Source organism: Acidisoma sp. L85, from assembly GCF_009765865.1.
Classification (GTDB): Bacteria; Pseudomonadota; Alphaproteobacteria; order Acetobacterales; family Acetobacteraceae; genus Acidisoma.
Genome location: NZ_LMUQ01000076.1, coordinates 377,530 through 400,400, shown reverse-complemented (window position 1 = coordinate 400,400; position 22,871 = coordinate 377,530). Strand labels below are relative to the sequence as shown.

Annotated in this window: 26 protein-coding genes; 5 read left to right on the top strand and 21 right to left on the bottom strand. The window is 65.3% G+C overall.

Translation table 11 applies throughout. From position 1 onward, the window contains the following. Together GSQ83_RS27600 and GSQ83_RS27595 are read right to left on the bottom strand one after the other, a co-directional pair. Positions 1 to 1,608, bottom strand: a 1,608-nt coding sequence (locus tag GSQ83_RS27600) for a stimulus-sensing domain-containing protein (protein ID WP_158806050.1), incomplete at its 3' end; no start/stop codon positions are given. Positions 1,609 to 1,614: 6 nt separating this feature from the next. Beyond that, entirely contained in the window at positions 1,615 to 2,316 is a 702-nt protein-coding gene (locus GSQ83_RS27595; protein ID WP_158806049.1) for a response regulator transcription factor, read from the bottom strand. 56 nt (positions 2,317 to 2,372) lie between these two features. On the opposite strand from GSQ83_RS27595, the gene GSQ83_RS27590 reads away from it, so the two are divergent. Further along, the gene (locus tag GSQ83_RS27590) at positions 2,373 to 3,146 is read left to right on the top strand and encodes a HugZ family protein (protein WP_158806048.1); all 774 of its coding nucleotides are present in this window, start codon (positions 2,373 to 2,375) and stop codon (positions 3,144 to 3,146) included. Between the two features lie 99 nt (positions 3,147 to 3,245). Here the strand turns inward: GSQ83_RS27590 and GSQ83_RS27585 are convergent, their stop codons facing one another. Genes GSQ83_RS27585 through GSQ83_RS27560 form a run of 6 tightly spaced genes read right to left on the bottom strand, consistent with a single transcriptional unit; the run spans position 3,246 to position 6,605 of the window. Next, positions 3,246 to 3,788 (bottom strand): NUDIX hydrolase, encoded by a 543-nt coding sequence (locus tag GSQ83_RS27585; RefSeq protein WP_254065945.1) that lies wholly within the window; start codon positions 3,786 to 3,788, stop codon positions 3,246 to 3,248. A gap of 36 nt (positions 3,789 to 3,824) precedes the next feature. Beyond that, a complete protein-coding gene (locus tag GSQ83_RS27580; protein ID WP_254065944.1) occupies positions 3,825 to 4,469 on the bottom strand; it encodes an alpha-ketoglutarate-dependent dioxygenase AlkB in 645 nt (214 codons plus the stop codon). After that, positions 4,466 to 5,161 carry an acireductone synthase gene (gene mtnC, locus GSQ83_RS27575; RefSeq protein ID WP_158806047.1) on the bottom strand — a complete coding sequence of 232 codons (696 nt, stop codon included), beginning with the start codon at positions 5,159 to 5,161 and terminating at the stop codon, positions 4,466 to 4,468. The genes GSQ83_RS27580 and mtnC overlap by 4 nt, the downstream gene beginning before the upstream one ends. A 5-nt stretch (positions 5,162 to 5,166) precedes the next feature. Further along, on the bottom strand, positions 5,167 to 5,706 hold the full coding sequence (locus tag GSQ83_RS27570; protein WP_158806046.1) for an acireductone dioxygenase: 540 nt from the start codon (positions 5,704 to 5,706) through the stop codon (positions 5,167 to 5,169). Further along, on the bottom strand, positions 5,703 to 6,329 hold the full coding sequence (locus GSQ83_RS27565) for a methylthioribulose 1-phosphate dehydratase (RefSeq protein ID WP_256367264.1): 627 nt from the start codon (positions 6,327 to 6,329) through the stop codon (positions 5,703 to 5,705). Before GSQ83_RS27565 ends, GSQ83_RS27570 begins: the two co-directional genes overlap by 4 nt. A gap of 24 nt (positions 6,330 to 6,353) precedes the next feature. Continuing rightward, positions 6,354 to 6,605 carry a twin-arginine translocase TatA/TatE family subunit gene (locus GSQ83_RS27560; RefSeq protein WP_158806045.1) on the bottom strand — a complete coding sequence of 84 codons (252 nt, stop codon included), beginning with the start codon at positions 6,603 to 6,605 and terminating at the stop codon, positions 6,354 to 6,356. A 224-nt stretch (positions 6,606 to 6,829) separates the two neighbouring features. Here GSQ83_RS27560 and GSQ83_RS27555 point away from each other — a divergent pair, with 224 nt between their 5' ends. Both GSQ83_RS27555 and GSQ83_RS27550 read left to right on the top strand, forming a co-directional pair. After that, complete coding sequence (locus GSQ83_RS27555) at positions 6,830 to 7,309, top strand: GcrA family cell cycle regulator (RefSeq protein ID WP_158806044.1); 480 nt, start codon at positions 6,830 to 6,832, stop codon at positions 7,307 to 7,309. 125 nt (positions 7,310 to 7,434) lie between these two features. Beyond that, positions 7,435 to 8,709 carry a rhamnan synthesis F family protein gene (locus GSQ83_RS27550; protein ID WP_158806043.1) on the top strand — a complete coding sequence of 425 codons (1,275 nt, stop codon included), beginning with the start codon at positions 7,435 to 7,437 and terminating at the stop codon, positions 8,707 to 8,709. Between the two features lie 28 nt (positions 8,710 to 8,737). On the opposite strand, the gene GSQ83_RS27545 is transcribed toward GSQ83_RS27550, so the two are convergent. The 11 genes from GSQ83_RS27545 to GSQ83_RS27495 all read right to left on the bottom strand — a co-directional run bounded on the left by GSQ83_RS27545 (position 8,738) and on the right by GSQ83_RS27495 (position 19,004). Further along, entirely contained in the window at positions 8,738 to 9,211 is a 474-nt protein-coding gene (locus GSQ83_RS27545; RefSeq protein ID WP_254065943.1) for a molybdenum cofactor biosynthesis protein MoaE, read from the bottom strand. Positions 9,212 to 9,215: 4 nt separating this feature from the next. Continuing rightward, the gene (gene moaD / locus GSQ83_RS27540; RefSeq protein WP_158806042.1) at positions 9,216 to 9,467 is read right to left on the bottom strand and encodes a molybdopterin converting factor subunit 1; all 252 of its coding nucleotides are present in this window, start codon (positions 9,465 to 9,467) and stop codon (positions 9,216 to 9,218) included. Positions 9,468 to 9,540: 73 nt separating this feature from the next. Next, the gene (locus tag GSQ83_RS27535) at positions 9,541 to 10,164 is read right to left on the bottom strand and encodes a hypothetical protein (protein WP_158806041.1); all 624 of its coding nucleotides are present in this window, start codon (positions 10,162 to 10,164) and stop codon (positions 9,541 to 9,543) included. A gap of 94 nt (positions 10,165 to 10,258) precedes the next feature. Further along, complete coding sequence (gene pgsA, locus GSQ83_RS27530) at positions 10,259 to 10,888, bottom strand: CDP-diacylglycerol--glycerol-3-phosphate 3-phosphatidyltransferase (RefSeq protein ID WP_158806040.1); 630 nt, start codon at positions 10,886 to 10,888, stop codon at positions 10,259 to 10,261. Between the two features lie 30 nt (positions 10,889 to 10,918). After that, positions 10,919 to 12,835 carry an excinuclease ABC subunit UvrC gene (uvrC, locus tag GSQ83_RS27525; RefSeq protein ID WP_158806039.1) on the bottom strand — a complete coding sequence of 639 codons (1,917 nt, stop codon included), beginning with the start codon at positions 12,833 to 12,835 and terminating at the stop codon, positions 10,919 to 10,921. Positions 12,836 to 13,050: 215 nt separating this feature from the next. Continuing rightward, positions 13,051 to 13,470, bottom strand: coding sequence for a dihydroneopterin aldolase (locus GSQ83_RS27520; RefSeq protein WP_158806038.1), 420 nt, complete (start codon positions 13,468 to 13,470; stop codon positions 13,051 to 13,053). Further along, positions 13,467 to 14,234 carry an SDR family oxidoreductase gene (locus GSQ83_RS27515; RefSeq protein ID WP_158806037.1) on the bottom strand — a complete coding sequence of 256 codons (768 nt, stop codon included), beginning with the start codon at positions 14,232 to 14,234 and terminating at the stop codon, positions 13,467 to 13,469. Before GSQ83_RS27515 ends, GSQ83_RS27520 begins: the two co-directional genes overlap by 4 nt. Then, positions 14,231 to 16,381: an excinuclease ABC subunit UvrB gene (gene uvrB, locus GSQ83_RS27510; RefSeq protein ID WP_254065955.1), complete on the bottom strand. Its 2,151-nt coding sequence runs from the start codon at positions 16,379 to 16,381 to the stop codon at positions 14,231 to 14,233. Before uvrB ends, GSQ83_RS27515 begins: the two co-directional genes overlap by 4 nt. Before the next feature lie 139 nt (positions 16,382 to 16,520). Then, positions 16,521 to 17,315: an aminotransferase class IV gene (locus GSQ83_RS27505; RefSeq protein ID WP_158806036.1), complete on the bottom strand. Its 795-nt coding sequence runs from the start codon at positions 17,313 to 17,315 to the stop codon at positions 16,521 to 16,523. Beyond that, positions 17,312 to 18,739: an aminodeoxychorismate synthase component I gene (gene pabB / locus GSQ83_RS27500; RefSeq protein WP_254065942.1), complete on the bottom strand. Its 1,428-nt coding sequence runs from the start codon at positions 18,737 to 18,739 to the stop codon at positions 17,312 to 17,314. Before pabB ends, GSQ83_RS27505 begins: the two co-directional genes overlap by 4 nt. A gap of 58 nt (positions 18,740 to 18,797) precedes the next feature. Beyond that, complete coding sequence (locus GSQ83_RS27495) at positions 18,798 to 19,004, bottom strand: DUF1127 domain-containing protein (RefSeq protein ID WP_158806035.1); 207 nt, start codon at positions 19,002 to 19,004, stop codon at positions 18,798 to 18,800. Positions 19,005 to 19,107: 103 nt separating this feature from the next. Between GSQ83_RS27495 and GSQ83_RS27490 the strand changes: the two genes are divergently transcribed. Further along, positions 19,108 to 20,019 carry a LysR substrate-binding domain-containing protein gene (locus GSQ83_RS27490; protein ID WP_158806034.1) on the top strand — a complete coding sequence of 304 codons (912 nt, stop codon included), beginning with the start codon at positions 19,108 to 19,110 and terminating at the stop codon, positions 20,017 to 20,019. Between the two features lie 22 nt (positions 20,020 to 20,041). On the opposite strand, the gene GSQ83_RS27485 is transcribed toward GSQ83_RS27490, so the two are convergent. Then, the gene (locus GSQ83_RS27485) at positions 20,042 to 20,512 is read right to left on the bottom strand and encodes a helix-turn-helix domain-containing protein (RefSeq protein WP_158806033.1); all 471 of its coding nucleotides are present in this window, start codon (positions 20,510 to 20,512) and stop codon (positions 20,042 to 20,044) included. A 212-nt stretch (positions 20,513 to 20,724) separates the two neighbouring features. Then, positions 20,725 to 22,218 carry an apolipoprotein N-acyltransferase gene (gene lnt / locus GSQ83_RS27480; protein ID WP_158806032.1) on the bottom strand — a complete coding sequence of 498 codons (1,494 nt, stop codon included), beginning with the start codon at positions 22,216 to 22,218 and terminating at the stop codon, positions 20,725 to 20,727. A gap of 105 nt (positions 22,219 to 22,323) precedes the next feature. Here lnt and tsaB point away from each other — a divergent pair. Then, a partial coding sequence (gene tsaB, locus GSQ83_RS27475) for a tRNA (adenosine(37)-N6)-threonylcarbamoyltransferase complex dimerization subunit type 1 TsaB (RefSeq protein ID WP_158806031.1) occupies positions 22,324 to 22,871 on the top strand: 548 nt, incomplete at its 3' end.

Here is a 22,871-nt window from a genome sequence, read left to right as displayed (position 1 = left end):
GCCGCCCAAGGCCTCGACGATTTGCTTGCTGATCGACAACCCCAAGCCGGAATGCTTGCCGAAACCCTCGCCCTCCGGCCGCTCCGAATAGAACCGGTCGAAGACGCTTTCGAGCTTGCCCTCGGGGATGCCGGGCCCCTCATCCGCGACGCTGATCTCGACCATGCCGCCGAGCGCCTCCTGCGCACCGAGCCAGATCTGGCCGCGCGGCGGGCTGAAGGACCGGGCGTTGCCGATCAGATTGCCCAGCACCTGCACGATCCGCCCTTCGACCCCGGCGACCACCAGTCCCGGCTGGAGTTCGCCCACCTTCAGGATCGGCGCGGCCTCGGTTCGCGTTGCATCGTCGATATCGGCCAGCGCGCCAAGCATCGCACCGATCTCCAGCGGCACCGGCGCCGAGCGGGAAATCTCAGCATCCACCCGCGACGCATCGGAAATATCCGTGATGAGGCGATCAAGCCGGATGACATCCTCGCCCATGATGGCGAGCAGGCGTTTTCGCTGGGTCGCATCCTCCACCCGGCGCAAAGTCTCGATGGCGCTGCGAATCGAGGTCAGCGGATTCTTGATCTCATGCGAGACATCGGCGGCGAACCGCTCGATCGCATCCATCCGGCCCCACAGCGCAGTCGCGGAATCTGAGAGCGCTCGCGCGAGGATGCTGATCTCGTCGCCACGGTTGAGCAGCGCGGCCGGCACGGCGCCGGTACGGCCATGCCCCTCCCGCATATCCTGCGCCGCGATGGCGAGGCCAAGGATCGGCTGGGCGATGGTCCGCGCGAGATACCAGGAGAGCAGAACCGTCAGCACGAGTGCGACGAGGAACAGGCCGAGGATGGAAAAGCGAACCGAGAACACCGCCTCGTCCACCCGCCGCGCGTCATGGGTCAGCAGCACCATGCCCACCGCCTGATTGTCCCGCATCACCGGCTCGGCCACCGTTACCAGCAGCCGCCCGTCCGGCGTGCGCCGGAAATAGGGCGGCACTTCCTGCCCCGCGTCATTGCCCCTCAGGCTGAGCACCGCCTTGAGGTCTGGTTGCCACTCCGAACCATCCGCCTTGTCGAGCCGCTGGACAGGAAAGCCGCCGGGAGCCGGAGCGAAGGTGAGCAGCCTGTCATAGACCCAGCTCACGATATGGCTGAGAGTGCCGCGATTGACGGCGGGCGGCAGTGGCTCGGTGACGATCGCGCCGCCGGAGCCGGTGCGTACCTGGCTATCGGCGACCAGATTGCCGTCCGGGCCAAAGAGCCGCGCCTGGGCGAAGGGGGTGGGATCGGTCAGGCGATACAGCAGTGGCCGCGCCAGATCGGGCACCAGCGTCGGGTGATCGGTCGTCGTGTCCTGCACGGCGCTTTCACCGAGCGCGCCGGCGTAGATCCGGGCCTGCTCGCGGAGCGCGGCGACATCGGCGTCCCGCAATCCCTTCTGGTATTGGTCGAGATAGAGCAAGGCGATGACGAGAAGTGCCAGCGGCAGCGCATTGACCAGCAGGATGCGGCGCAGGAAGGGCGAGACGAGCCGGCGCGGCGGCGTGAAGGCCGGCTTGGCCTCCGGCGGAGCGCCGGCGGTCTGCGCCTGAGCTACGACGGCGCCGTCCGGCATGGCGGATCAGCCTTCCTTGTAGCGGTAGCCGATGCCGTAAAGCGTCTCGATCTGGTCGAAGACATCATCGACCATGCGGAACTTCTTGCGCACCCGCTTGATGTGGCTGTCGATAGTGCGGTCATCGACATAGATGTTCTCGCCGTAAGCGGCGTCGATGAGCTGATCGCGGGACTTCACCATGCCCGGCCGCGCGGCGAGCGCCTTGACCAGCAGGAACTCGGTCACCGTGAGCTGGATGTCCTTTCCCTTCCACAGGCACTGATGCTTCGTCTCGTCGAGCGTGAGCTCGCTGCGGACCATGACGCCGGTGGGGGCGGCGCCGGAGCCCTCCGCCCGGCTGACCTCGTTGCGGCGCAGCAGGGTGCGAATGCGTTCGAGCAACAGGCGCTGGCTGAAGGGTTTCGTGATGTAGTCGTCGGCCCCAAGGCGAAGGCCCATGAGCTCGTCGACCTCCTCATCCTTGCTGGTGAGGAAGATGACCGGCAGGGCGCTGCGCTGTCGCAGGCGCTGCAAAAGCTCCATCCCATCCATGCGCGGCATCTTGATGTCGAGCACAGCGAGATCGACCGGCCGGGCGATGATGCCCTGCAGGGCGCTCTCCCCATCCGTATAGGTGCGGACCTGGAAACCTTCCTGTTCCAGCGTCATCGAGACGCTGGTGAGGATGTTGCGGTCATCGTCGACCAGCGCGATGGTGTGCTTCATGAGGAACTTTCGCCTGTTCATGGCCGTGAGGGCGCGCCCTCAGCGGACTATTCTGCATGATTAGTCGCGGCGAGGACGCGGCGCCAGTCACGCCCTCGTCGGTGGCATCTGACGGCCCGGCCCGGGCCGCACGGCTGTTGTTGCGGGAGGCCCGAGTAGCGTCGCTTGCGACCTTGCGGGACGGGGCACCGTTTCTGTCGCTGGTGACGCCGGCGACGGCGCCTGATCTCTCCGTGCTGATGCTGCTCTCATCGCTGTCGGAGCATCGCCGCAACCTGGAGGCCGATGGCCGCTGCGCCCTGATGGTCACGGGCGCCGCCGAGACGCGCAACCCGCAGACGGCGGCACGGCTTTCACTGAGTGGGCGGGCTGACGAGGTGACTGGCGACGAAACGGCGGGACTCAAGGCACGCTGGATCGCGGCCCATCCCTATGCCGCACTGTACGCCGATTTCGCAGATTTCGCATTGACCCGGTTCGTGGCTGAGGAGGCGCAATACATCGGCGGCTTCGCCCGCGCCTATCACCTAACGCTGGATGAGCTGTTGCCCTCAGCGGATGGGGTCGCGGCGGTGGCCTCGGCGGAGGCGCGTATCCTTGCTCATTGCAATGCGGACCACGCCGAAGCGCTTCTTGCCATCGCGGTGGCGTCCGGCAGCGGTCATGGCGATTGGCGGATGACGGCGGTGGATGTCGATGGCTTCGACCTCGCGGCGGATGACCGCGTTCTTCGCACGGCATTCAGCCGAACCGTCGCCTCGGCGAGCGAGGTGAGGCAGGAGCTTGTGCGGCTCGTCGATGCGGCGAGGACCGGGACGTCTTTGGTTTGAACCGCGCTCATTCCACTACGTCATGGCATGCGAAGGCATGCCATGACGTAGCATTGGGTCGCGAGTTAGTTGGCGATTCATCACGCCATTCGTGCAGCATCACGCCAGCCCGTGCAGCCGGATCATCCCAAACGCCGCAATCGTGATGGCGTCCCGGATCACGCCGTCGCGGATCATCCGCTCGAACTCGGCGAGCGCAAAATGACCGGTGATCATGTCCTGCTCCTCATGCTCCAACTCCGCACCCACGACGCTTAGATCGGTCGCGAGGAAGACGCGGCCGGACTGGCTGGAATAGCCGGCAGCCTGGAATAGCTGGCCGATTTCGGTAAGCTTGCCGGCCTGGAGCCCGGTTTCCTCACGCAATTCCCCGGCGGCGAGTGCCGCTGGATCGACATTGGACCGGGTTTCCCAAGTTCCCATGGGGAATTCCCAGCAGCGCCGCCCGACCGGATAGCGGAACTGTTCCACCAGATGAACGACGCCGTTGTCGATCGGTGCGACTACCGCGAATTCCGCTCGTTCGAGAACGGAATAGATGCCCTCGGAGCCGTCCATTCGCCGCACGCGGTCTTCCCGCAGCCTCAGCCAGCGGTTTTCGTAGACTAGCCGGGTCGCGAGCTGCGTGATGGCGTCAGTCACGAACGGGTTTCCTGCGAGCCGCCTGCCGCAAGCGCCTCATGCGCGGGCGCGGCGGAAGGTAAGGTTGTAGCGGAACGGGCCGAAGCGCGCGTCGTGTCCCACTTTGACGGGACGAATGCCATGAAATAGCAGCCGCGCCAGGCCGCCGAATACCACCACATCGCCGTTGACGACAGCAAGCGGCTTGGGCTTCGTTGAGCGCGTCTCGCCACCCACCAGGAAGGTAGCAGGCAAGCCTAGCGACACCGAAACCACGGGCGAGGTGAACTCCGCCTCATCCGAATCCTGATGCAGCCCCATCCCGGCGCCGATTGCGTAGCGATTGATCAGGCAGGTGTCGGGGTCGTAGCCGGGGTACCCCGCCTCCCCAGCGGCGGCTACCGCGAGGCTTCGCATCGGAACCGGCATCGGCGGCCATGGCTGAGCCGTCTCAGGATCGCGGCTCTCGTAGCGATACCCGCGCCGGTCCGTGACCCAGCCGCAATCGCCGCAGTTCGTCATCGCAGCGGCAAGACGGGCGCCGCCGCGCGTCGTCATGAAGCGGAAGGGCGCGGCCTCGGCGATGGCCGCCAACAGCGGTGCCAAATCGGCGGAATCCGCATATCCACGCAACAATCGCATGCCGTCAGGAAGCGGCGGCTCTGGCAGCGCGCCGAAGAGGTCGGACGCGCCGCCGCTCAAGCCGGCTGAGGCAGAGTGAAGAGGCGGGAGACCTCGTAGAGATCCACAGCCGTCGGGTGGCGTGTTGATGGGACCGTGCCATCCTCCTCGCGCACGAGCTGGCAGGTCTGCATTCCGGCCGCGAGCGCGGCATCGAGTTCCGCCTCGATATCGGAGAGGAACAGGATGAGGCCAGCCGGCATGCCGATGCGCTGGCGAATGGCTTCGTAACTCGCCACCTCGCGCTTCGCCCCGAGACGCGTGTCGAAGAAGCCGGAGAACAGCGGCGTCAGATCGCCCTGCTTCGTATGGCCGAAAATCGCCCGCTGCGCGTCCTCCGAGCCGGAGGAATAGACGTAGAGCGGCAGTCCCTCTCGCTTCCAGAAACTCAAGACCTCCGGCGCGTCGGGATAGAAGGTCGCGACCAGCTCGCCGGAAGCGTAGCCAGTCCGCCAGATCAGACCCTGGATCGCTTTGAGCGGCGTCACCTTCTCGTCGAGATCGCTCCACCGCAGCAGGCTCGCGACCGGATCGGCCTCCGGTGCCAGCGCGCGGGTCTCGGCCAGAGCTTGCACGACGGCGGGATCCGTATGATTGGCGGCCACGAAAGCCTCCAACCGTGAGCGCGCATAAGGAAACAGAACGTCCCGCACCGCGCTGATCGGCGTAACGGTGCCCTCAATGTCGATCAGTACAGCTTCGATCGGATGCACGCGCCTCAGCTCGCCGGGAAGCGGGTGCTGATATCCGTGCCCGTGAAATGCGGCACCCAGCCGGACGTATCAGTGAAGATGCGAAGGGCTGTGAAGGAAGGCTGCTCGCCGGCATCGAACCAGTGATGGACATTGGCGGGCACGCTGATCAGGTCACCTGCGGTGCAATGCGCATCGTAGATGCGGCCATTGACGTGGAGGATGAAATGGCCGGAGCCATGAACGAAGAAACGCACTTCGTCCTCGGTATGGCTGTGCTCGTTAATGAACTTCGCCCTTAGCGCATCCTTCTGAGGATTGTCAGGCGTGAGCTTCAGGACATCGGCGGAGCCAGCGCCCGAGGCGCCCATCAGCTTGTCGAGATAGGGGCGATAAGCGGCCAGGATCACCTCCGGCTCGTCCTGCGGCGACAGCGCGACAGGGCTTTCCCAGCGCTCGAACCGCACATCGATGGCGCCGAGTTCACGCGCCATCACGTCGCCGTCCTCAGTGCGGAGGATCGGGGTGTCCGGGGCATCATCGCTATAGATGGTCAGGCGGCTCATACGAGCTTCCTCCGTTCGATCTCGGTGGCGAGCAGAAATTCGAGCGCCTCTAGCCGGTTGAGCGCGCTCTCGACGTTTCGGCCCCAGACATAGATGCCATGGCCGCGCAGGACATAGCCGATTGGCGCACCGCCCGTCTCCAGGATTGGCGCCAACCTGCCAGCGAGACGCTGCATATCCTGGTCATTCTCGACAATCGGCAGAGCGACGTCCACGTCGTGAGTGGGAAAGTCGCTCCATGCCTTGATGATCTCGTAGCCCTGCAACCGAATTTCCTGCTGGCCGCGCAACGCTAAAGTCAGCGCGGTCGCGGGAATGGAATGCCCATGCAGGATGGCGCCGACCTCAGGCCAGAGCGCGTAAATCTGCCCGTGTAGCAGGGTCTCCGCACTTGGCTTCATGCCTTCCGAAATCGCGCTGCCGGCGAAATCGGCCAGCATGATGTCTCGCGCGGCGAGGAAACCCTTGTGGACCCCGCTGCGGGTGATCGCCATGCGGCCGCCATCTAGCCTCGCGCTCAGATTGCCGCTGGTGGCAGGAACCCAGCCACGCTGGTCCATGCGGCGCCCAGCGGCGACCAGGGATGCCGCCACCGTTTCCGGCACTGCATCCTTCACGGCGATGTCCACAGCTTGCGCCGGTCGCGGTTAGCCTTGGTTGCGGATCGGCGCGGTGGGGCGGACCGTCTGCGCCGGCGTCTCCTGGCCCGGCGGGCTCAGCGTCGCGGGCTTGTCATTGGCCATCGACGCGTCCGTCTCGTTCTCGTCGGCCATGTTCTTCTTGAAGGACTTAATACCCTTGGCGAAGTCGCCCATCAGATGGCTTACCTTGCCGCTGCCGAAGAGCAGCAACAGGACCAGGATGACGATCAGCCAGTGCCAGATGCTTAGCGATCCCATGATGCCCTCCCCGGGCTAAATGCGCGGCGGCCCATCCGACCACCAGGACGACCGATCATAGACGCCGCGCGATCTCTTAACCAGTAGTGAGGCCGAGAAGCCACACCGGCCAACACACGGCAAGGTTGTCCACAGCTTTTTTCTCTACACCTCGACTCCGCCATTGGCGATCACCCAAAGGACCTATACCGTATCTTGTGTCGAAACCGGCAGGAGACCACGAGATGGAGTGGAGCGAGGCTATCATCGCAGAGCTGCGAAATCTGTGGTTGGAGGGACTCTCAACCGCGGAGATCGGCCGCCGCCTGGGAATCTCAAAAAATGCGGTCGTGGGCAAGGCGCATCGCTTAGCGCTGGACCCGCGACCCTCACCAATTCGCCGCAGCGCGACGCCGACCGTTGCCCCGCCGCCCCGCGCGGTAGGATCGACGCTGCCGGTTTTGCCGACACGGCAACTCCGGCCCGCGCGCCCGGTCGCTGTCTCGCCGGCGCCACGTCCCGTGCCTGCGCCCTCACCGCGCCTTGCGGTGGCGTCCAACCCGACGTTCACGCGCACCGTGGCATGCTGCTGGCCGATCGGCGAACCCGGCACCAGCAGCTTTCATTTTTGCAGCGACAGCGCGATCCACGGCAAGCCTTACTGCCAGCAGCACGCCCAGCTCGCCTATGTGAAAGTCCGCGACCGTCGCGAAGACGCTGCCTGACCACTCGTCCAGCATGGCACGCCGCGCCTTAGGCGTGCCATCGCGCCCTCTGTCACCCGGCTCGCGGAGCCGGTAAGTTCGCGCCCCGGTCGCGCGGCCAGCCGGTCGCTGCGAGCTTGGATCGGATGGACGAGGGACGAAAAGCGGTGGCGGAGCGCGACGATCGACCGATCGAGACGTCCTGGCGGAGCATTACGCCCGCCGAGGCCTGGCGCCGGTTTCAGCACTCCGAAAACCGCGGCCTCGTTCTGCGGAACGTCTTCTTCCATGTGCTTCGGGTTTTATATAACCGCGCCCGCTGGGTAGTCGGCATCCTGCTGCGACAATTGCGGGAAGTGCGGCTGCAGATCACCATGGCCGGCGCGGTGGTGATCGGCCGGCTGCGTGATCCGCATCAGGTGATCGAGCATTGGACTTCGCCGGACCACCCGCTTGGCCCTCGCGTGGTGCTGTTCGTGCATTTCGACGCGGCGGGACGAGTGATCCCCACCACGCGCAGCTTCATCACGCGTCTCGCGGAGACCGGCCTCTCGGTCGCCTTCGTCACCAATTCCGAGCGGATCGAGCCGGAGGCGAAGGAGTTTCTCAAGGGCGTGTGCGGGGAAATCCTGATCCGCCGCAACATCGGCTATGATTTCGGCGCCTGGCGCGACGCGCTGGATACGCTGGCTTTGCCGCGCGCCGAGACGGAGGCGATCTTTCTCGTCAATGACAGCGTCTATGGCCCGTTCGGCGATTTCGCCAGCGTGCTTAGCGGCCTCGACTTCGAGCGGGCGGAGATCTGGGGCCTCACCGAAAGCTGGCAGCATCGCTACCATTTGCAATCCTTCTTCCTGGCCTGCGGCGAGGACGCCATCCGCAGCGACGCCTGGCAAAGGTTCTGGCGCTCGGTCCGGCCGGTGCCGTCGAAAGAGTGGATCATCCGCCATTGCGAAATCGGATTCACCCGCAGCCTGCAAAAGGGCGGCGTGATCTGTGCCGCGCTCTTCCCCCAATCAGCCTTGCTCGACGCGCCAGAGATCGCGCGGCTTGAGGCGCTGGTCGCGACCAATCCACCCCGCAACAGCAAGGCCGGCGCCCGCGCGCTCCATGCGAGACGCCTGCTTCGGTCGATCCGGCGAGGCCGCCAAGACCTGAATCCCTCGATAGACCTATGGCGACAACTGCTTTGGGCCGGCTATCCCTTCGTCAAACGCGAATTGCTGCGGAAAAATCCGAGCCGCATCTCTGACGTTTTCGACTGGGAGCAGGTGGTGACCGAAACGAAGATGAGCGACCCGCAGGCGCTGGCCGATGAGTTGCGCGTGGCGCTCGGCCCCAAGCTGCAATCGGTTTGGAATGTGCCGGACGGAGACGAGAAAGAAGATTTGGACTTGATCGAGACGTCGAACCATTCGTGAGGCGGACGGCTTGCCTCGTGCCGTCACCTCAGTCTGGAGGCGCCACAACCAGCCAGCGCTGTGCCGCTAGGTCGTCAGCCGATTTTGCCTCAACCCAGTGGTCTTTCCCCGAGATAAGATGCTCCTGCTTCCAGAAAGGCGCGCCGACCTTTAGCCAGTCGATCAAAAAGCTCGTCGACTCGAGCGCCGCTTGGCGATGTCGCGCCGCCGTCAGTACAAGAACGATACGGCCGCCCACGGGGATCCGGCCGACGCGGTGAATGACGCGGCAGCCGATGAGGTTCCATCGCGCCTCCGCCTCCTCCGCCACTCGGCGGATCGCGGCCTCGGTCATCGCGGGATAATGCTCGAGCGTCATCGCCGTGATTGCCGAATGACCCTCGCCGCCACGGACCACGCCGAGGAAGGAGGCGATGCCGCCGATCTCGCCCGGCTCCGACTGCAAGCAGGCGATCTCGGTCGCCATGTCGATGTCGTCCGGCCCGACGCGAATGAAGGCCACTTGCTTAGCCGCCAGTGATGGGCGGGAAGAAAGCGATCTCGTCACCCGGCCGCACAATTGTATCGAGCTTGGCGAAATCCTGATTCACAGCGCAGCGGACACGCGCGGTTTCAGCCAGCGCCTCGACATAGCCGGGACCTCGCAAGCGCAGCCAGGCAATCAGGTCGGCAACAGTTACCACGGAGGATGGCGGCGTCACCTCCTCCTCGCCGAGGCCGATGCGTTCCCTCAACCAGGCGAAATAGAGAAGCTTCATCGGCGATCCTAGCCTGGAGCGGGAGCCGCGCGAGACTAAGCGGGGCGGAGACCGCTCCGCCGCTCGTCCAGATTTACTTCGGCGTATTGATCGTGCTGATGGTGCCGTTCGGCATGACCAGCGTGCTGGTGCCGTTGCCATTGGGGATCAGGATGCCGCCGCCCTGGCCGTTGATCGGCGCGACAGTTTGGTAGTTCGGCGTGCCGCCGGTGACCGTCGTCGGACCCGCTGGGGTCTGAATGGTGGTGCCGAGCTTGGGCATGCTGTCGGGGGGCGGCGTCGCGTAATCGGCTCTCCCGGCTCCGGGCGGGACTACCGGCATGCCTAGGCCGGCGCCTGCTCCGGTGCCGGCATTTGGCAGCGCGCCTGGCCCAGTCCCGGCGGGGCCCCGGATCGTGCCGGTTCCGGTGCCCGGCGTGGGCACACCCCCAAGAGGAGAACTCGGCCCGCTCAGGTCCATCTGCTTCTGAATCTCGGCGAGGGTTGGCATCGCGGGAATCGAGGTCGGCCAGACGTCGCCGGTATCGGGGTTGATGACAGGCTGCTGCCCCGGGCCGCCATCGGCGCGCTGGATATTGGCGCTGTCGCCGACCGGTCGATTCGGGTTGCCGTTCAGGCCGTGGGTATCACCCAGGAAGTGGCCCATGCCGGTGCAGCCTGACAGGAAGACTAGGCTGCACAAAACTGTCCGACGCATAGGGTCAAATCCTTATTCTGGCCACAGAGCAACATGGAACCGGCTGCCGGATCCCGCTCTGCCATCACTGCATGCCATGTGACGGGTTAAACCATCAAGAAAGGTGAATCTTAGACTGATTTGTTGCACTTTCCGAAGCGGCCCCTCGTGCACCCGGCGTCGCCGCGTGCCGAAGACCCGCTACCAGGTAGTCCCAGCCGGTCGCCAAGGTGAGCGCCGCCGAGATCCAGAGCAGGATAATGCCGATCAGCCACACTGGCAGGCCAGGCAGGCCGATCAACCGCGCCGTCTGATCCCCCGCCAGCAGCATTCCGAGCGCCAGCATCTGCACGCCCGTCTTCCACTTGGCGAGTCGCGTCACCGGCAGGCCGACGCGGATGCCCGCGAGAAATTCGCGCAATCCGCTCACCAGAATCTCGCGCAGCATGATGACGATGGCGGGATAGAGACCCCAGGCTCCCAGCCTGCCGGAGCCCGCCAGCATGAGGAGTGTCGCGCCCACCAGCAGCTTGTCGGCGATCGGATCCAGCATCCGGCCGAAGTCCGAGAACTGGCGGCGGCTGCGCGCGACACGGCCATCGAGCCAGTCGGTTATCCCCGCCGCCGCGAAGACGAGACAGGCCGCGAAGTCGCAGCTCGGCAATCGCAGCGCCGCCAGGGCGATCAGCAATGGGATCGCCGCGATACGCGAGAGCGTGAGGACATTGGGCAGGTCGGTGATCATGCGATCGGGAGAATAGGCGCGGCGGGCCGCTCAGGAAACGGATTCCATCCGTGCCCCCGGATGAAAATGGGCATAGACGCGCTGGGCGGTGGCGCGGTTGATGCCGGGAACGGCCGCGAGGTCGGTCAACCCCGCCTGTTTCACACCCCGCGCCGAGCCGAAATGATGCAGCAGCGCCCGTTTGCGCGCGGCCCCTACGCCCGCGATCTCATCGAGTTCGCTCTGCGACAAGCCACGCGAGCGGCCGACGCGGTGGCTGGTGATGGCGAAGCGATGCGCCTCGTCCCGCAATCTTTGGAGGAAATACAGCACCGGGTCGCGCGGCGGCAGCTGGAAGGCGGTCCGGCCGGCACTGTGGAACCATTCGCGCCCGGCGTCGCGATCCGGACCCTTCGCGATCGCGACGAGCGGGATATCGGCGACACCCAACTCCTCCATCACCATCCGCGCGGCACTGAGTTGGCCGGCGCCGCCATCGATCAGCACGAGATCGGGCCAATGCGGATCGTCGCGATCGGCATGTTCCTTGAGCGCCCGGCCAAAGCGGCGTTGCAGTACTTCCTTCATCATCGCGAAGTCGTCGCCCGGCGCGATCGGGCCGCGGATGGAGAATTTGCGGTACGCCTGTTTCATCAGCCCCTCGGGCCCGGCCACCACCATCACGCCATAGGGATTGGTGCCCATGATGTGGCTGTTGTCGTAAATTTCGATCCGCTCGGGCGGCGAAGCCAGGCCAAACAGCTCCGCCGTGGCGCCCAGCAGCTTGGCCTGTCCGGCGGTCTCGGCGAGGCGCCGCTCCAGGCTTTCCCGCGCATTGAGTTCGGCATGCGCGACGACCGCCCGCTTCTCGCCACGCTGCGGCACCGCCAGGGTCACGGAGCGCCCGGCCTTGATAGACAGCGCCTCGGCGATTAGCGCCTCCTCCAACACTGGCTGGTTGAGCAGCAGCAAAGGCGGCGGCGGCTTGTCCTCGTAGAACTGGGCGATGAAGGCGGCGAGCACCTCGCTCACCTCATCGGCCTTGGCATGGGTGGGGAAGAAGGCGCGGTTGCCGTTGTTCCGGCCGCCACGGACGAAGAAGACCTGCACGCAGGTTTGGCCGGCGATCTGCCAGGCGGCGACGACATCGGCGTCCTGCAAGCTCGCCGGGTTGATGACGCCGGTGCCCTGGACATGGGTCAGCCCCCGGATGCGGTCACGCAAGGTGGCCGCCCGCTCGAACTCCATAGCCTGGGAGGCCTGGTCCATCTCGGCCGCCAGTTCCTGCTGAACCGTGGCCGCCTTGCCCGAGAGGAATGCTTTCGCCTGCGCCACGAGCAGCGCGTAATCCTCCGAAGCGATGCGCCCGACGCAAGGGGCCGAGCAGCGTTTGATCTGAAACAAAAGGCAGGGACGGGTGCGGTTGGCAAAGACCGTATCGGCACAGGACCGCAGCAGAAACAGCCGCTCGATTGCCGTGAGGCTCTGGTTGACCGCCCAGGCTGAGGCGAAAGGTCCCCAATAGCTTGCCTGTTTCCGGGTCTGCGCGCCGCGGTGCTTCACGATCTGCGGATACGGGTGGTCTTCCGCCAACATGAGCCAGGGGTAGCTCTTGTCGTCCCGCAGCACGATGTTAAATCGCGGGCGCAGGCGCTTGATGAGGTTGGCTTCGAGGAGCAGCGCCTCGGCCTCGGTATGGGTCGTGACGATCTCCATCGTCACGGTATCCATGACCATCCGCCGCAGCCGTTCCGGCAATCTACCGAGCTGCGTGTACGAGGTGACGCGCTTCTTCAGACTGCGCGCCTTGCCAACGTAGAGCGCGTCGCCTTTCGCGTCTAACATCCGGTACACGCCCGGCGTCAAAGGCATGGTTTCGAGCGCGGTCTCAATTACTGAGACACCACTCGGCGCCTCCCGCGTTTCGAATTCGCCTGTCATCAAGATGTTAGTGGTGTCGTTAGTCATGCCGTCGGCTTGAGCCCCGATGCGATCAAAGTCATGTTTAGGCCTGTGGGTAACTCTGTGGGCAATCCCCCGTGGGCTAGGCCCGACCTAGGCATCGCCGACCCTCGCGGAGGGTGAACATCACAAATCGCATTATGTTTCAAACTATTGATTTTGTGGCTTTCCGATCTTACGGACGCTTAACGAAATCAAGAGTGACTGACACAGTGCTGTAACTATTGAGCCTTCGGGGCGGGAGTGGACAAGCTCTGCTGGTAGCGCTGGATCTCGACGCCCGCTGAGGCTGCGTCGGCGAAAACTGTGAGCTTCTCGACGCGCAAACGCACCTCTTGCACACGCTTGTCAACAAGACAGAGGACCGCCAGGCGCTCCGCCAAAGTTTCCACAAGCGCTACGTGTTCCGCCTGTATCAGTCGCCTGATGCGACGAGTCAGGGCATCGTAATCAACCACCCGATCGATCTCGTCCGGCCCTACCCCGTCGGTGTGATCCAACCCGTTATCGGTCACGCCCAGGTCAATGTTGATCCGGATCGGCTGCCGCCTGAGGAGTTCGTGCGGATAGATCCCGAGGAGCGCCTGCAGCACCAGGTCGCGCACGAACACGCGGCGTAAGGGAGGTGGCGGGGATGTCATTCGGGCAACTCCACGCCCGTACCCCACTGCAGATGCTGCCCGCCATCCAGCGCCAGCATCTGGCCGGTGAAGGACGGCATGCCCAAGATCGCCATCATGGCATCCGCGATCTCGACCTCGTTGGTGCCATGGCGTAGCGGGAGGCTGCTGCACTGCTTGTCGAACTGCTCCTGCGTCTGGCGCGGGCTCGGCAACGCGGGACCGGGACCAATCGCCGCGACGCGGATGCGAGGTGCGAGGGCCAGAGCGAGGCTGCGCGTCAGGGTCCAGAGCGCCGACTTGCTCACCGTATACGAAACGAAATGCGGCGTCAGCGACCATACGCGCTGGTCGATCATATTGACGACGACGCCCTTCGCCGCCTCCGGCAGGCGGCGCGCGAAATCCTGGGTCAGCACGAAAGGCGCGCGGAGATTGGGCTCCATATGCTCGTCCCAGCTCGCCCGGGTCGCGTTGTTCCACTCGTCCCGCTCGAAGGTGCTGGCATTGTTGACCAGCACGCCCAGCGGCCCGAGCGCGGCTTCTGCCGCTGCGACAAGACCCGTTACCTCAGCTTCAACAGCGAGATTTGCCCGCAGCGCGAGCGCCCGGCCGCCGCGTTCCGTGATGGCCTCAACGAGGCTCGCGGCCTCGGCCGTGCTGGCATTGTATTGCACCGCGACCGCGAACCCGGCCTCGCTCAGCCGCTCGACCATCGCGCGGCCCAATCTCCGCGCACCACCCGTGACTAGGGCGGCACGCGGTATCGCCGTCTCCACGATCATCGGCGCGCCCGGCGCCCCGGACCGCCACGGCCGCGACGTTTTTCCGGATCGTAGCCGCCACCGCCCGGCCCTAGCGGCTCCGGCGCCCAATCCCTTTTCCCGCGCACGCCCGAACTCGGCGGCGGCGCCAAGCCAAGATCCAGCGCCTCCAGCCGCTTAAGTTCGTCACGCAGGCGGGCGGCCTCCTCGAACTCCAAATCCGCTGCCGCGGCGCGCATCCGCTTCTCGATCTCGGCGATCGCGGAGCGCAGATCCTTGCCCACGAAATCGGCCAGGCTGGAATCCTTGACCGGCGCCACCGTCACGTAATCCTGCTCGAACACGCTATCCAGCACCTCGCTGATATGCTTGCGCACGGAGATCGGCGTGATGCCGTGATCGGTGTTCCACTGCTCCTGCTTCAGGCGCCGCCGGTCGGTCTCCTCCAGCGCCGCCTTGAGGCTGCGGGTCATGACATCGGCGTAGCAGATCACCCGGCCATCCACGTTGCGGGCGGCCCGGCCGATGGTCTGGATGAGGCTGGTCTGGGAGCGCAGGAAGCCTTCCTTGTCGGCGTCCAGGATTGCGACAAGCATGCATTCGGGGATGTCGAGCCCCTCGCGCAGCAGGTTGATGCCCACGAGCACGTCGAAGACACCCAGCCGCAGGTTGCGGATGATTTCGATCCGCTCGAGCGTATCCACATCCGAATGCAGGTAGCGAACCTTGACGCCCTGCTCCGTCAGATACTCGGTCAGATCCTCGGCCATGCGCTTGGTCAGCGTCGTGACCAAGGCCCGGCCGCCGCGATCTCGCACAAGGCGAACTTCCGCCAGTAGATCGTCTACCTGCTTCTCCACAGGCCGGACTTCGACGACCGGATCGATGAGTCCGGTCGGGCGGATCACCTGCTCGGCAAAAGCGCCGCCGGTACGTTCCATTTCCCATGGGCCAGGCGTCGCCGAGACGAACATGGTCTGCGGGCGGAACTGCTCCCATTCCTCGAAGCGCAGCGGACGGTTATCGGCGCAGCTCGGCAGGCGGAAGCCGAATTCCGAGAGGATCGACTTGCGGGCCGCATCGCCGCGCGACATGCCGCCGATCTGCGGCACTGTCACGTGGCTCTCATCGACGATGAGGAGGGCATTCTCCGGCAGGTATTCGAAGAAGGTCGGCGGCGGTTCGCCTGGCGCCCGGCCGGTCAGGTAGCGGGAGTAGTTCTCGATGCCTTTGCAGGCGCCGGTCGTCTCCATCATCTCGATGTCGAAGGTCGTGCGCTGGTTGAGACGCTCGACTTCCAGGAGCTTGCCCTCGCCTTGTAGCTCGTCCAGCCGGTCCTTCAGTTCCTTTTTGATGCGCCCGATCGCCTGGTGGAGCGTCGGACGCGGCGTTACGTAGTGGCTATTGGCGTAGACGGTGATCGTCTCCAGCTGGCCGCTCACATTGCCGGTCAGCGGGTCGAATTCGGTGATGGTCTCGATCTCGTCGCCGAACAGGCTGACGCGCCAGGCGCGATCCTCGTAATGGCTCGGATAGATATCGACGGTCTCACCGCGCAGGCGAAAGGTGCCGCGCTGAAAGGCGGCGTCGTTGCGGCGATATTGCAGCTCGACCAGCGCTTTCGCCAGAATGTCGCGGTCGATCTTGCCGCCAACCTCCAGCTTCACGATCATCTTGGCGTAGGTCTCGACCGAGCCGATGCCATAGATGCAGGAGACCGAGGCGACGACGATGACGTCGTTGCGCTCCAGAATCGCCCGCGTCGCGGAGTGGCGCATGCGGTCGATCTGCTCGTTGATCTGCGCGTCTTTCTCGATGTACGTGTCGGTGCGCGCGACATAGGCTTCGGGCTGGTAGTAGTCGTAGTAGCTGACGAAATACTCCACCGCATTGTCGGGGAAGAAGCTCTTCATCTCGGAATAGAGCTGAGCCGCCAGGGTCTTGTTCGGCGCCAGGATCAGCGTCGGCCGCTGCACGGCCTCGATGACCTTCGCCATGGTGAAGGTCTTGCCCGAGCCGGTGACGCCGAGCAGCACCTGGTCACGCTCGCCGGCGTCCATGCCCTGGATCAGCTCGCGGATCGCGGTGGGCTGATCACCTGCCGGCTCGAACTCCGACACGACACGAAACGGTTTGATGGTGGGCCGCACCGATTGCTTCTGCGGCATGAACGTCAGCAACGGGGCGGATGGGGCGAGGGCTTGCGACATGCCGTAAAGATAGTCGCCCAATGGGTCCGGGGCGAGAGCCGCATGGGAGACCTGTTGATACCCGGCCGGACCTAGCTCAGGGCGGCAGCCGCGACCCTCACGAAATGATCGATCGAGCCTGAGCCAGGTCGGCCTCCCTCAAGGCAAGCGCCCGATCCTCGATTTTCGCGACAACCCTTAGGCCAAGGCTGTTTGTGAGAAAGGCCGACTCGGCGCCCCCTAGATCGGACTCCGTCACGCTACCTTCCTCCGCGAACCCCGCCTCCAACAGCAGCCCTCGCGCGATGCCCGGAAGGGCACCATCGGCCACTGGCGGGGTCAGCCAGCGGCCATCGCGGCGGAGGAACAGCGTCGCGGCGGTCGCCTCGGCGATGGTGCCGCGCGTGTTGAGGAGCAGGGCGTCATCCATACCGGCCCGCGCCGCCTCCTGTCGGGCAAGGATGCCATCGCCATAGCCAAGCGCCTTAACGCGGGCGAGCGGGGACATCTCATTGCGGCAGGTGCCCCGCGCGATCACGAGTAGCGCTGGTGCGGGCGGCGACACAATCGGCGCCGCGGTGATAAGCAAAGTGGGAGTAGCCGCAGCGGGCGGCAGAACACCGCGCGGTCCGGCGCCACGCGTCACCGTCAGCCGCAATGACCCGACGTTCTGGTTCGCGGCGACCACGGCCGCCGCCGCGCCAGCGAGCGCGTCATCGGACCAGGGCAAGGGCAGAGCCAGCACCCCAGCCCCGCCCCGCAGCCGCGCCAGGTGACGGGGGAAATGGGCGATCACGCCAGCAGTTACGCGAATCGTCTCGAAAAGGCCGTCGGCAAGAAGGAAGCCGCGATCGGACGGCAGGATCGCCGCCTCGTCCGCAGCGCGCAGCCTACCATCGAGCCAGAGCATCATGGCGCTGGCTCCGAGAAGGCGGCGAGCAAGGGCGCGATCTTGACGCGCATCTCGTCGTATTCCGCCGCCGGCTCCGAGTCGGCGACAATCCCTCCGCCGGCCTGCGCGATCACCTCGTCCGCCGAGACGCTCAGCGTCCGAATGATGATGTTGCTGTCCATCGCGCCATCGAATCCGATCCAGGCGACCGCGCCGCAATAGGCGCCCCTGGCCGCCATCTCGACGTCCTCGATGATCTCCATGGCCCTGATCTTGGGCGCGCCGGTGACCGAACCGCCGGGGAAGCTCGCTCTCAGCAGATCGACCGGCCCCAAACCCGGCCGGAGCCGCGCCGTCACTTCCGACACCAGATGATGCACGGACGCGAAACTCTCGACGGCGCAGAGGCTTGGGACGGCAACGCTTCCGGTGGCCGCCACCCGGCCGAGGTCGTTGCGCATGAGATCGACGATCATGAGGTTCTCGGCGCGGTCTTTCATGCTCATGCGCAAGGCCTCGGCTTCGGCCAGATCCGCCTGCGGCGAAGCACCGCGCGGCCGGGTGCCCTTGATGGGCCGCGTCTCGACGCGTCCAGCGCTGTCGAGGCTGAGGAACCGTTCAGGAGAAGCGCTCAGCAGAGCCTCCCCTGTGCCCCAGGAGAGATAGGCCCCGAAAGGCGCGGGCGAACGGCGACGGAGTGCCAGATAGAGGTCGAAGGCCGCCATGCCCTCTGGCTTGGCGGCACGGAAGCTGGTCGTGACATTGGCCTGGAAGATATCGCCGGCGCGAATGTAGCCGAGCACCGTCGCCACCGCGTCCTCATAGCGACTCCGGTCGAGGTCGGGCTGCCACGCCGAGTCGCAGCCCATCCAGGTGGCGCGGTCCCGCGCAGGCCGAGCGAGCCTCGCCTCGGCCTCCGCGACGCGGGCCTTGGCGCGACCCCGTCGCAGGACGCCGGGCGGCGCGGGCAGCCCGGAAGCGCATAGCCAGACACGCCGCTCGCGATGATCGAAGGCGATCACGATGTCATGGAAGGCCACAGCCATATCGGGCAGCGCGGCAGGAGCGTGGCGGCGCGGTAGCCGTTCGAGATGATGGGCGAGGCCGTAGCCGAGAAACCCGACAGCGCCGCCCAGAAACGGCACGGGCCCCTTAGTCGGAGATGTCCGAAAGCTCGCAAGTTCAGCTTCGAGAACCGTGAACGGATCACCAGGCTTCAGGACACCATCGATAAAGACCCGGGTGCCTCGCGCTACGATGTGTCGGAACGGATCAGGCGCCAGATAGCTGTATCGGCTCCGCCTGCTCTCCGCACGCAATGAACCGGCGTCCGCGCTGTCGAGCCAGGTCAGGTGCGGCGCGCCGGCCCAGCAGGCCGCGGCGGCAGCGGGCTCCATCCAGTCCCGCTCCACGACCAGCAACGCGCCGCCCTCCCCGCTTCCCAAACCCGGCGCAATCAAGCACGCTGGCGGATGGCTGGGAAACGAGGAGGTGCGTCATCGTTCAGAGTCTCTCATCGACCTCGAACAAGGCCTGGGCGCGCGAGAGCCCGATATCGGCCAGCATATGGTCGTCCATCCGCTCAACCTCGCGGCGCAGCGATGCCTGCCGCCGGATACGGTTGATGTAGCTGGCCGTCGCGTGCCAGATCGACACCGGCGAAACTTCGATATGCCGGCCAAGCCGGATGGTCTGGATAGAGAGCGACATGACGATCTCCTTTTCCGCTTTGTCGTTGAGGAGAGAATGATGCAGCCATCCGCATTAGAAAAACGAATTGTATTTATCCTGAGGATCAGGCATTTTGATGCTCATGAGCCGTCCTCCCGCCATCGATCCCGACCTGCTTCGCGTCTTCGCCTTTATCGCGGAGGAGCGCAGTTTTACCCGCGCCGCGCAGCTCGTCGGGCGCACGCAATCGGCGGTTTCCATGCAGATGCAGCGGCTCGAAGCGCTGCTCGGCGCGCCGCTTCTCCATCGCGGGCGCGGCGGCAGTGTCGAACTTACCCGACACGGCCAGTTCCTGCTTGAACGCGCGCATCAGATGCTGGCGCTCAATGACGGCATCTGGTCGACCTTCCACGAACCCAGCATCAGCGGCGCGGTCTGCCTCGGCACGCCCGACGACTATGCGCTGCGCTTTCTGCCCGCGAGCCTGAAGCGTTTCGCCGAGAGCCATCCGAGCGTCGAGGTCGAGGTCGTCTGCGCGCCATCGGTCGAACTCGCCGCGCGGCTGAAGGCCGGCATGCTCGATCTCGCGCTCATCTCGGAAGGCCAGAAGGTGGAGGGTGGCACCAGCACGCCGCTCTGGCACGGCCCCTTGGTCTGGGTGACCTCGAAGCGGCATTCCGCCCATCGGCTGGATCCGCTGCCCCTCGCTCTGGCGGCCGGCGATTGCTGCTGGAGGTCGGCGGCGATCGACCGCCTGACTGCGGCGGGTCGGAGGTTTCGCATCGCCTATACCTCGGCCAGCCAGATCGGCTCGCTGGTGCCGGTCATGGCGGGTCTTGCCGTGACGGTGGCGCCCGCGACCATCCTGCCTGACGAGCTAAGGGTGATGGGCCATGAGGATAATGTCCCTTCCCTCCCCGACTACCAAATTATGATGACGAAGGGACGTGAGGCGCGGCAGCCGGTCACCGACCTGCTGGCGGATTATATCGAAGAGACCTTTCTGCAGGATTCCGAGAAGCCGCTACGCGCGAGTCCCGGCCTCGCCGCCTGAGGCAAGGCTGGCCAGCCCAAACTCAATTGGGCTCCGGCGTGCTGAGTGATTTCATGAGATCGAAGACGCGCTTGCGCACCCCTGGATCAGTGATCCGGTAGTAAGCCCGGACGACCTCAAGCGTTTCCCGTTTGTTCAGCGGCTCGTCCGAGAAGCCTTCCTGCTGCTCAGCAAAGGCGAGCACAGAGGATCGTCCTCCGCCGCTTTCCTGGCCGCCGGCACCGCCCAAGGCTCTGGGCATATCGTCGAAGAAGAAGCTGATCGGCACGTCCAGGGCGCGCGAGAGGTCGAAGAGCCGCGACGCGCCAACGCGGTTCATGCCGCGCTCGTATTTCTGGATTTGCTGGAAGGTCAGGCTCAGGGCATCGCCGAGCTTCTCCTGGGACATCCCGAGAAGCGTTCGTCGCAAGCGGATCCGCGACCCGACATGGACGTCGATCGGGCTCGGCCGGCCATCTCGCTCTGGCCGCTCCTGACCTACAAGGTCGCTCATTCAGGACGCCCGTGGCGCCAAAACCGCTGTACCCAAAATTTGGATGCTCGCGGAAGTGGAGCGTGTGGGGTCGCCCGGTCTCGATCCGGATTTTTCATCGTAACTCGACAACCCATGGGGGAAAAGGTGTTCGTCAAGGAATTGTTAACTTAGCGCTCAAAACTGTCAACGTAGCTCTTGGCGCCTCGACACAACCATTCGACGTAGCTCCGTTACACCGTCACATTTTTACTCAAAATCCTTAAAGATGAGATTACGCCCAAGAAAAGAGTCACTACCGCAAAGATGAGCGGGATGGTCAAGCCGCCTCGACCGAAGAGTGTCGGAGGGAGTGGCGGCGGCAATGCGCGAACCAAAACACCCGTCCGCCCTATCCCCAATCGACCGAGTTCCCGGCCGTAGGCATCGAAGACGGCCGAGATGCCTGTGTTGGCGGCGCGCGCCAGTGGCAATCCCTCCTCGACCGTGCGTAATCGTGCTTCCGCGAGATGCTGGCGCGGTCCACTGCTGTTGCCGAACCAGCCGTCATTGGTGACCAGGGCCATCCAGGCTGGGCGATCCCTCGCCACGATGATCTGCCCGGAGAAGATCGACTCGTAGCAAATCAACGGTCCGACCGGGGGTAACCCCAGCAGATGAAGTGTGCGCGGTCCTATCCCATGGCTGAAACCTTGCCCGGGCAAAATCTGGATCGGCATCCAGGCCGGCTGATACTCCCCGAACGGCACGAGATGCCACTTGTCGTAGATCGCTGCGAGCGGACCCGCCCCATCAACGGCTGCGAGACTATTGTAGTAGCGTTGGCCATCACCCAAACGGATAGTACCCGCCAAAACGGTTACCCCTGGGCCAACGGTCTCCGCGATCGCCGCACGCGCCCCCGCATCCGACCCGAGGAAGAAGGGCGAGGCGCTCTCCGGCCAAAGAACCACGACTGGTCGCTTGCCGTCCGTCTGCGCTAAAGCTTGCTCGGTTAGCCTAAGGTAGCGGCGGAAGAGCGTCACGGCGCCGGCCTGATCCAGAACCTGCCCCGTCGCGGCATTGCCCTGTATGATGGCGACCAGCGGCTGCTGAGGCTGGGGGAGCGGCTGCAGGATGGAGAGGCGCAGTGCTCCTGCGCCAGCCCAAAGTAAAAGGAGCGCCAGCGAGGCCGCCGCACCGCGCCGGCCGAGAACCGGCAATCCGCTTGCGATCAACGTCAGGATGGTAAGGCCCAGAACGCCAATCCAAGCCGCGGGCTGGAGGAAGATTGTCCCGATCGGGCCGGGAATTGCCCAGTCGGCGCCCCAGGGGTTCCAGGGGAAGCCGGTCACGACGAATTGGCGCACAAAGTCGGCGAGGCCCCAGGTGCCTGCGAAGACCAGGAGTCTCGGCAAGCCCGGCGCTGCCTTCCAGGCCGCAAGGCACGGCACCAGGATGAACAGGGCCAGGATGACCGCCAGGCCCGGCGCCGCGAAAGGCACGAGCCACCAGAACTGCGCCGCTTCGAGAAGGATCGGCTCGGTGATCCAGTAGAGCCCGATAAGGTGGTGACCGAAGCCAAAGGCGAAGCCGATCCAGGCGGCCTGCCGCCAGCTCGCGGCGCGGCCGACCAGCCAGAGCATCCCCGGCACCGCGAGCCACAGGGCCGGCACGAAATAGAGCGGCGGCAGGGCCAGGGCGGAAATCAGGCCGAGGGCGAAAGCGTAAAGCGGGGAGTGGCGCATGCGCGCCGGCTACAGGGGTGCGGCCCTGTCGGCAAGGCGAGTTCTGCGAGCGCTGGCACAGAGTGTGATTCTTGCGTAAGGCGAGTTTTTCAAGCTCGGAACACTATGCTGACCCTTCCCCTCCTCGCGCTCGACGCAAGCTCGACACGATGCGTGGCCGGGCTATGGGCGGATGGCGCGATGCGTGGCGAGATCAGCCGCGAGGGACCGACAGGCGAGGCGGCGCTACTGCCTCGCCTGGTCGCCGATCTCCTCGACGCCCAGAGCGTAGCACCCCGGAACCTGGCGGGGGTCGCGGTGGTCGTGGGGCCCGGCAGTTTCACCGGCATCCGCGCGAGCCTCGCTTTTGCCCATGGTCTCAGCCTCGCCGCTGGTTGCCCGATCATCGCTGTCACAGTAGCGGAGGCGCTGGCGGAAGGCGTTGGGCCACGGCTGGGCGCGGGTTTGTGGTGCGCGCTGGATGCCCGCAAAGGCCGCGTCTTCCTGTCGCGGTCCGACGATCCGGCGGATTGGCTGGCGACGAGTGTCGATGCGGCGCCGATGCCGGATGGCACTGTGCTGATAGCCGGCGATGCCGCGATGCCGCTTTGCGACGCCCTTGCCGCGCGCGGTGCCGCGGTCAGCCCTGTCGCGGCACGCCGCCCGGAACTCGC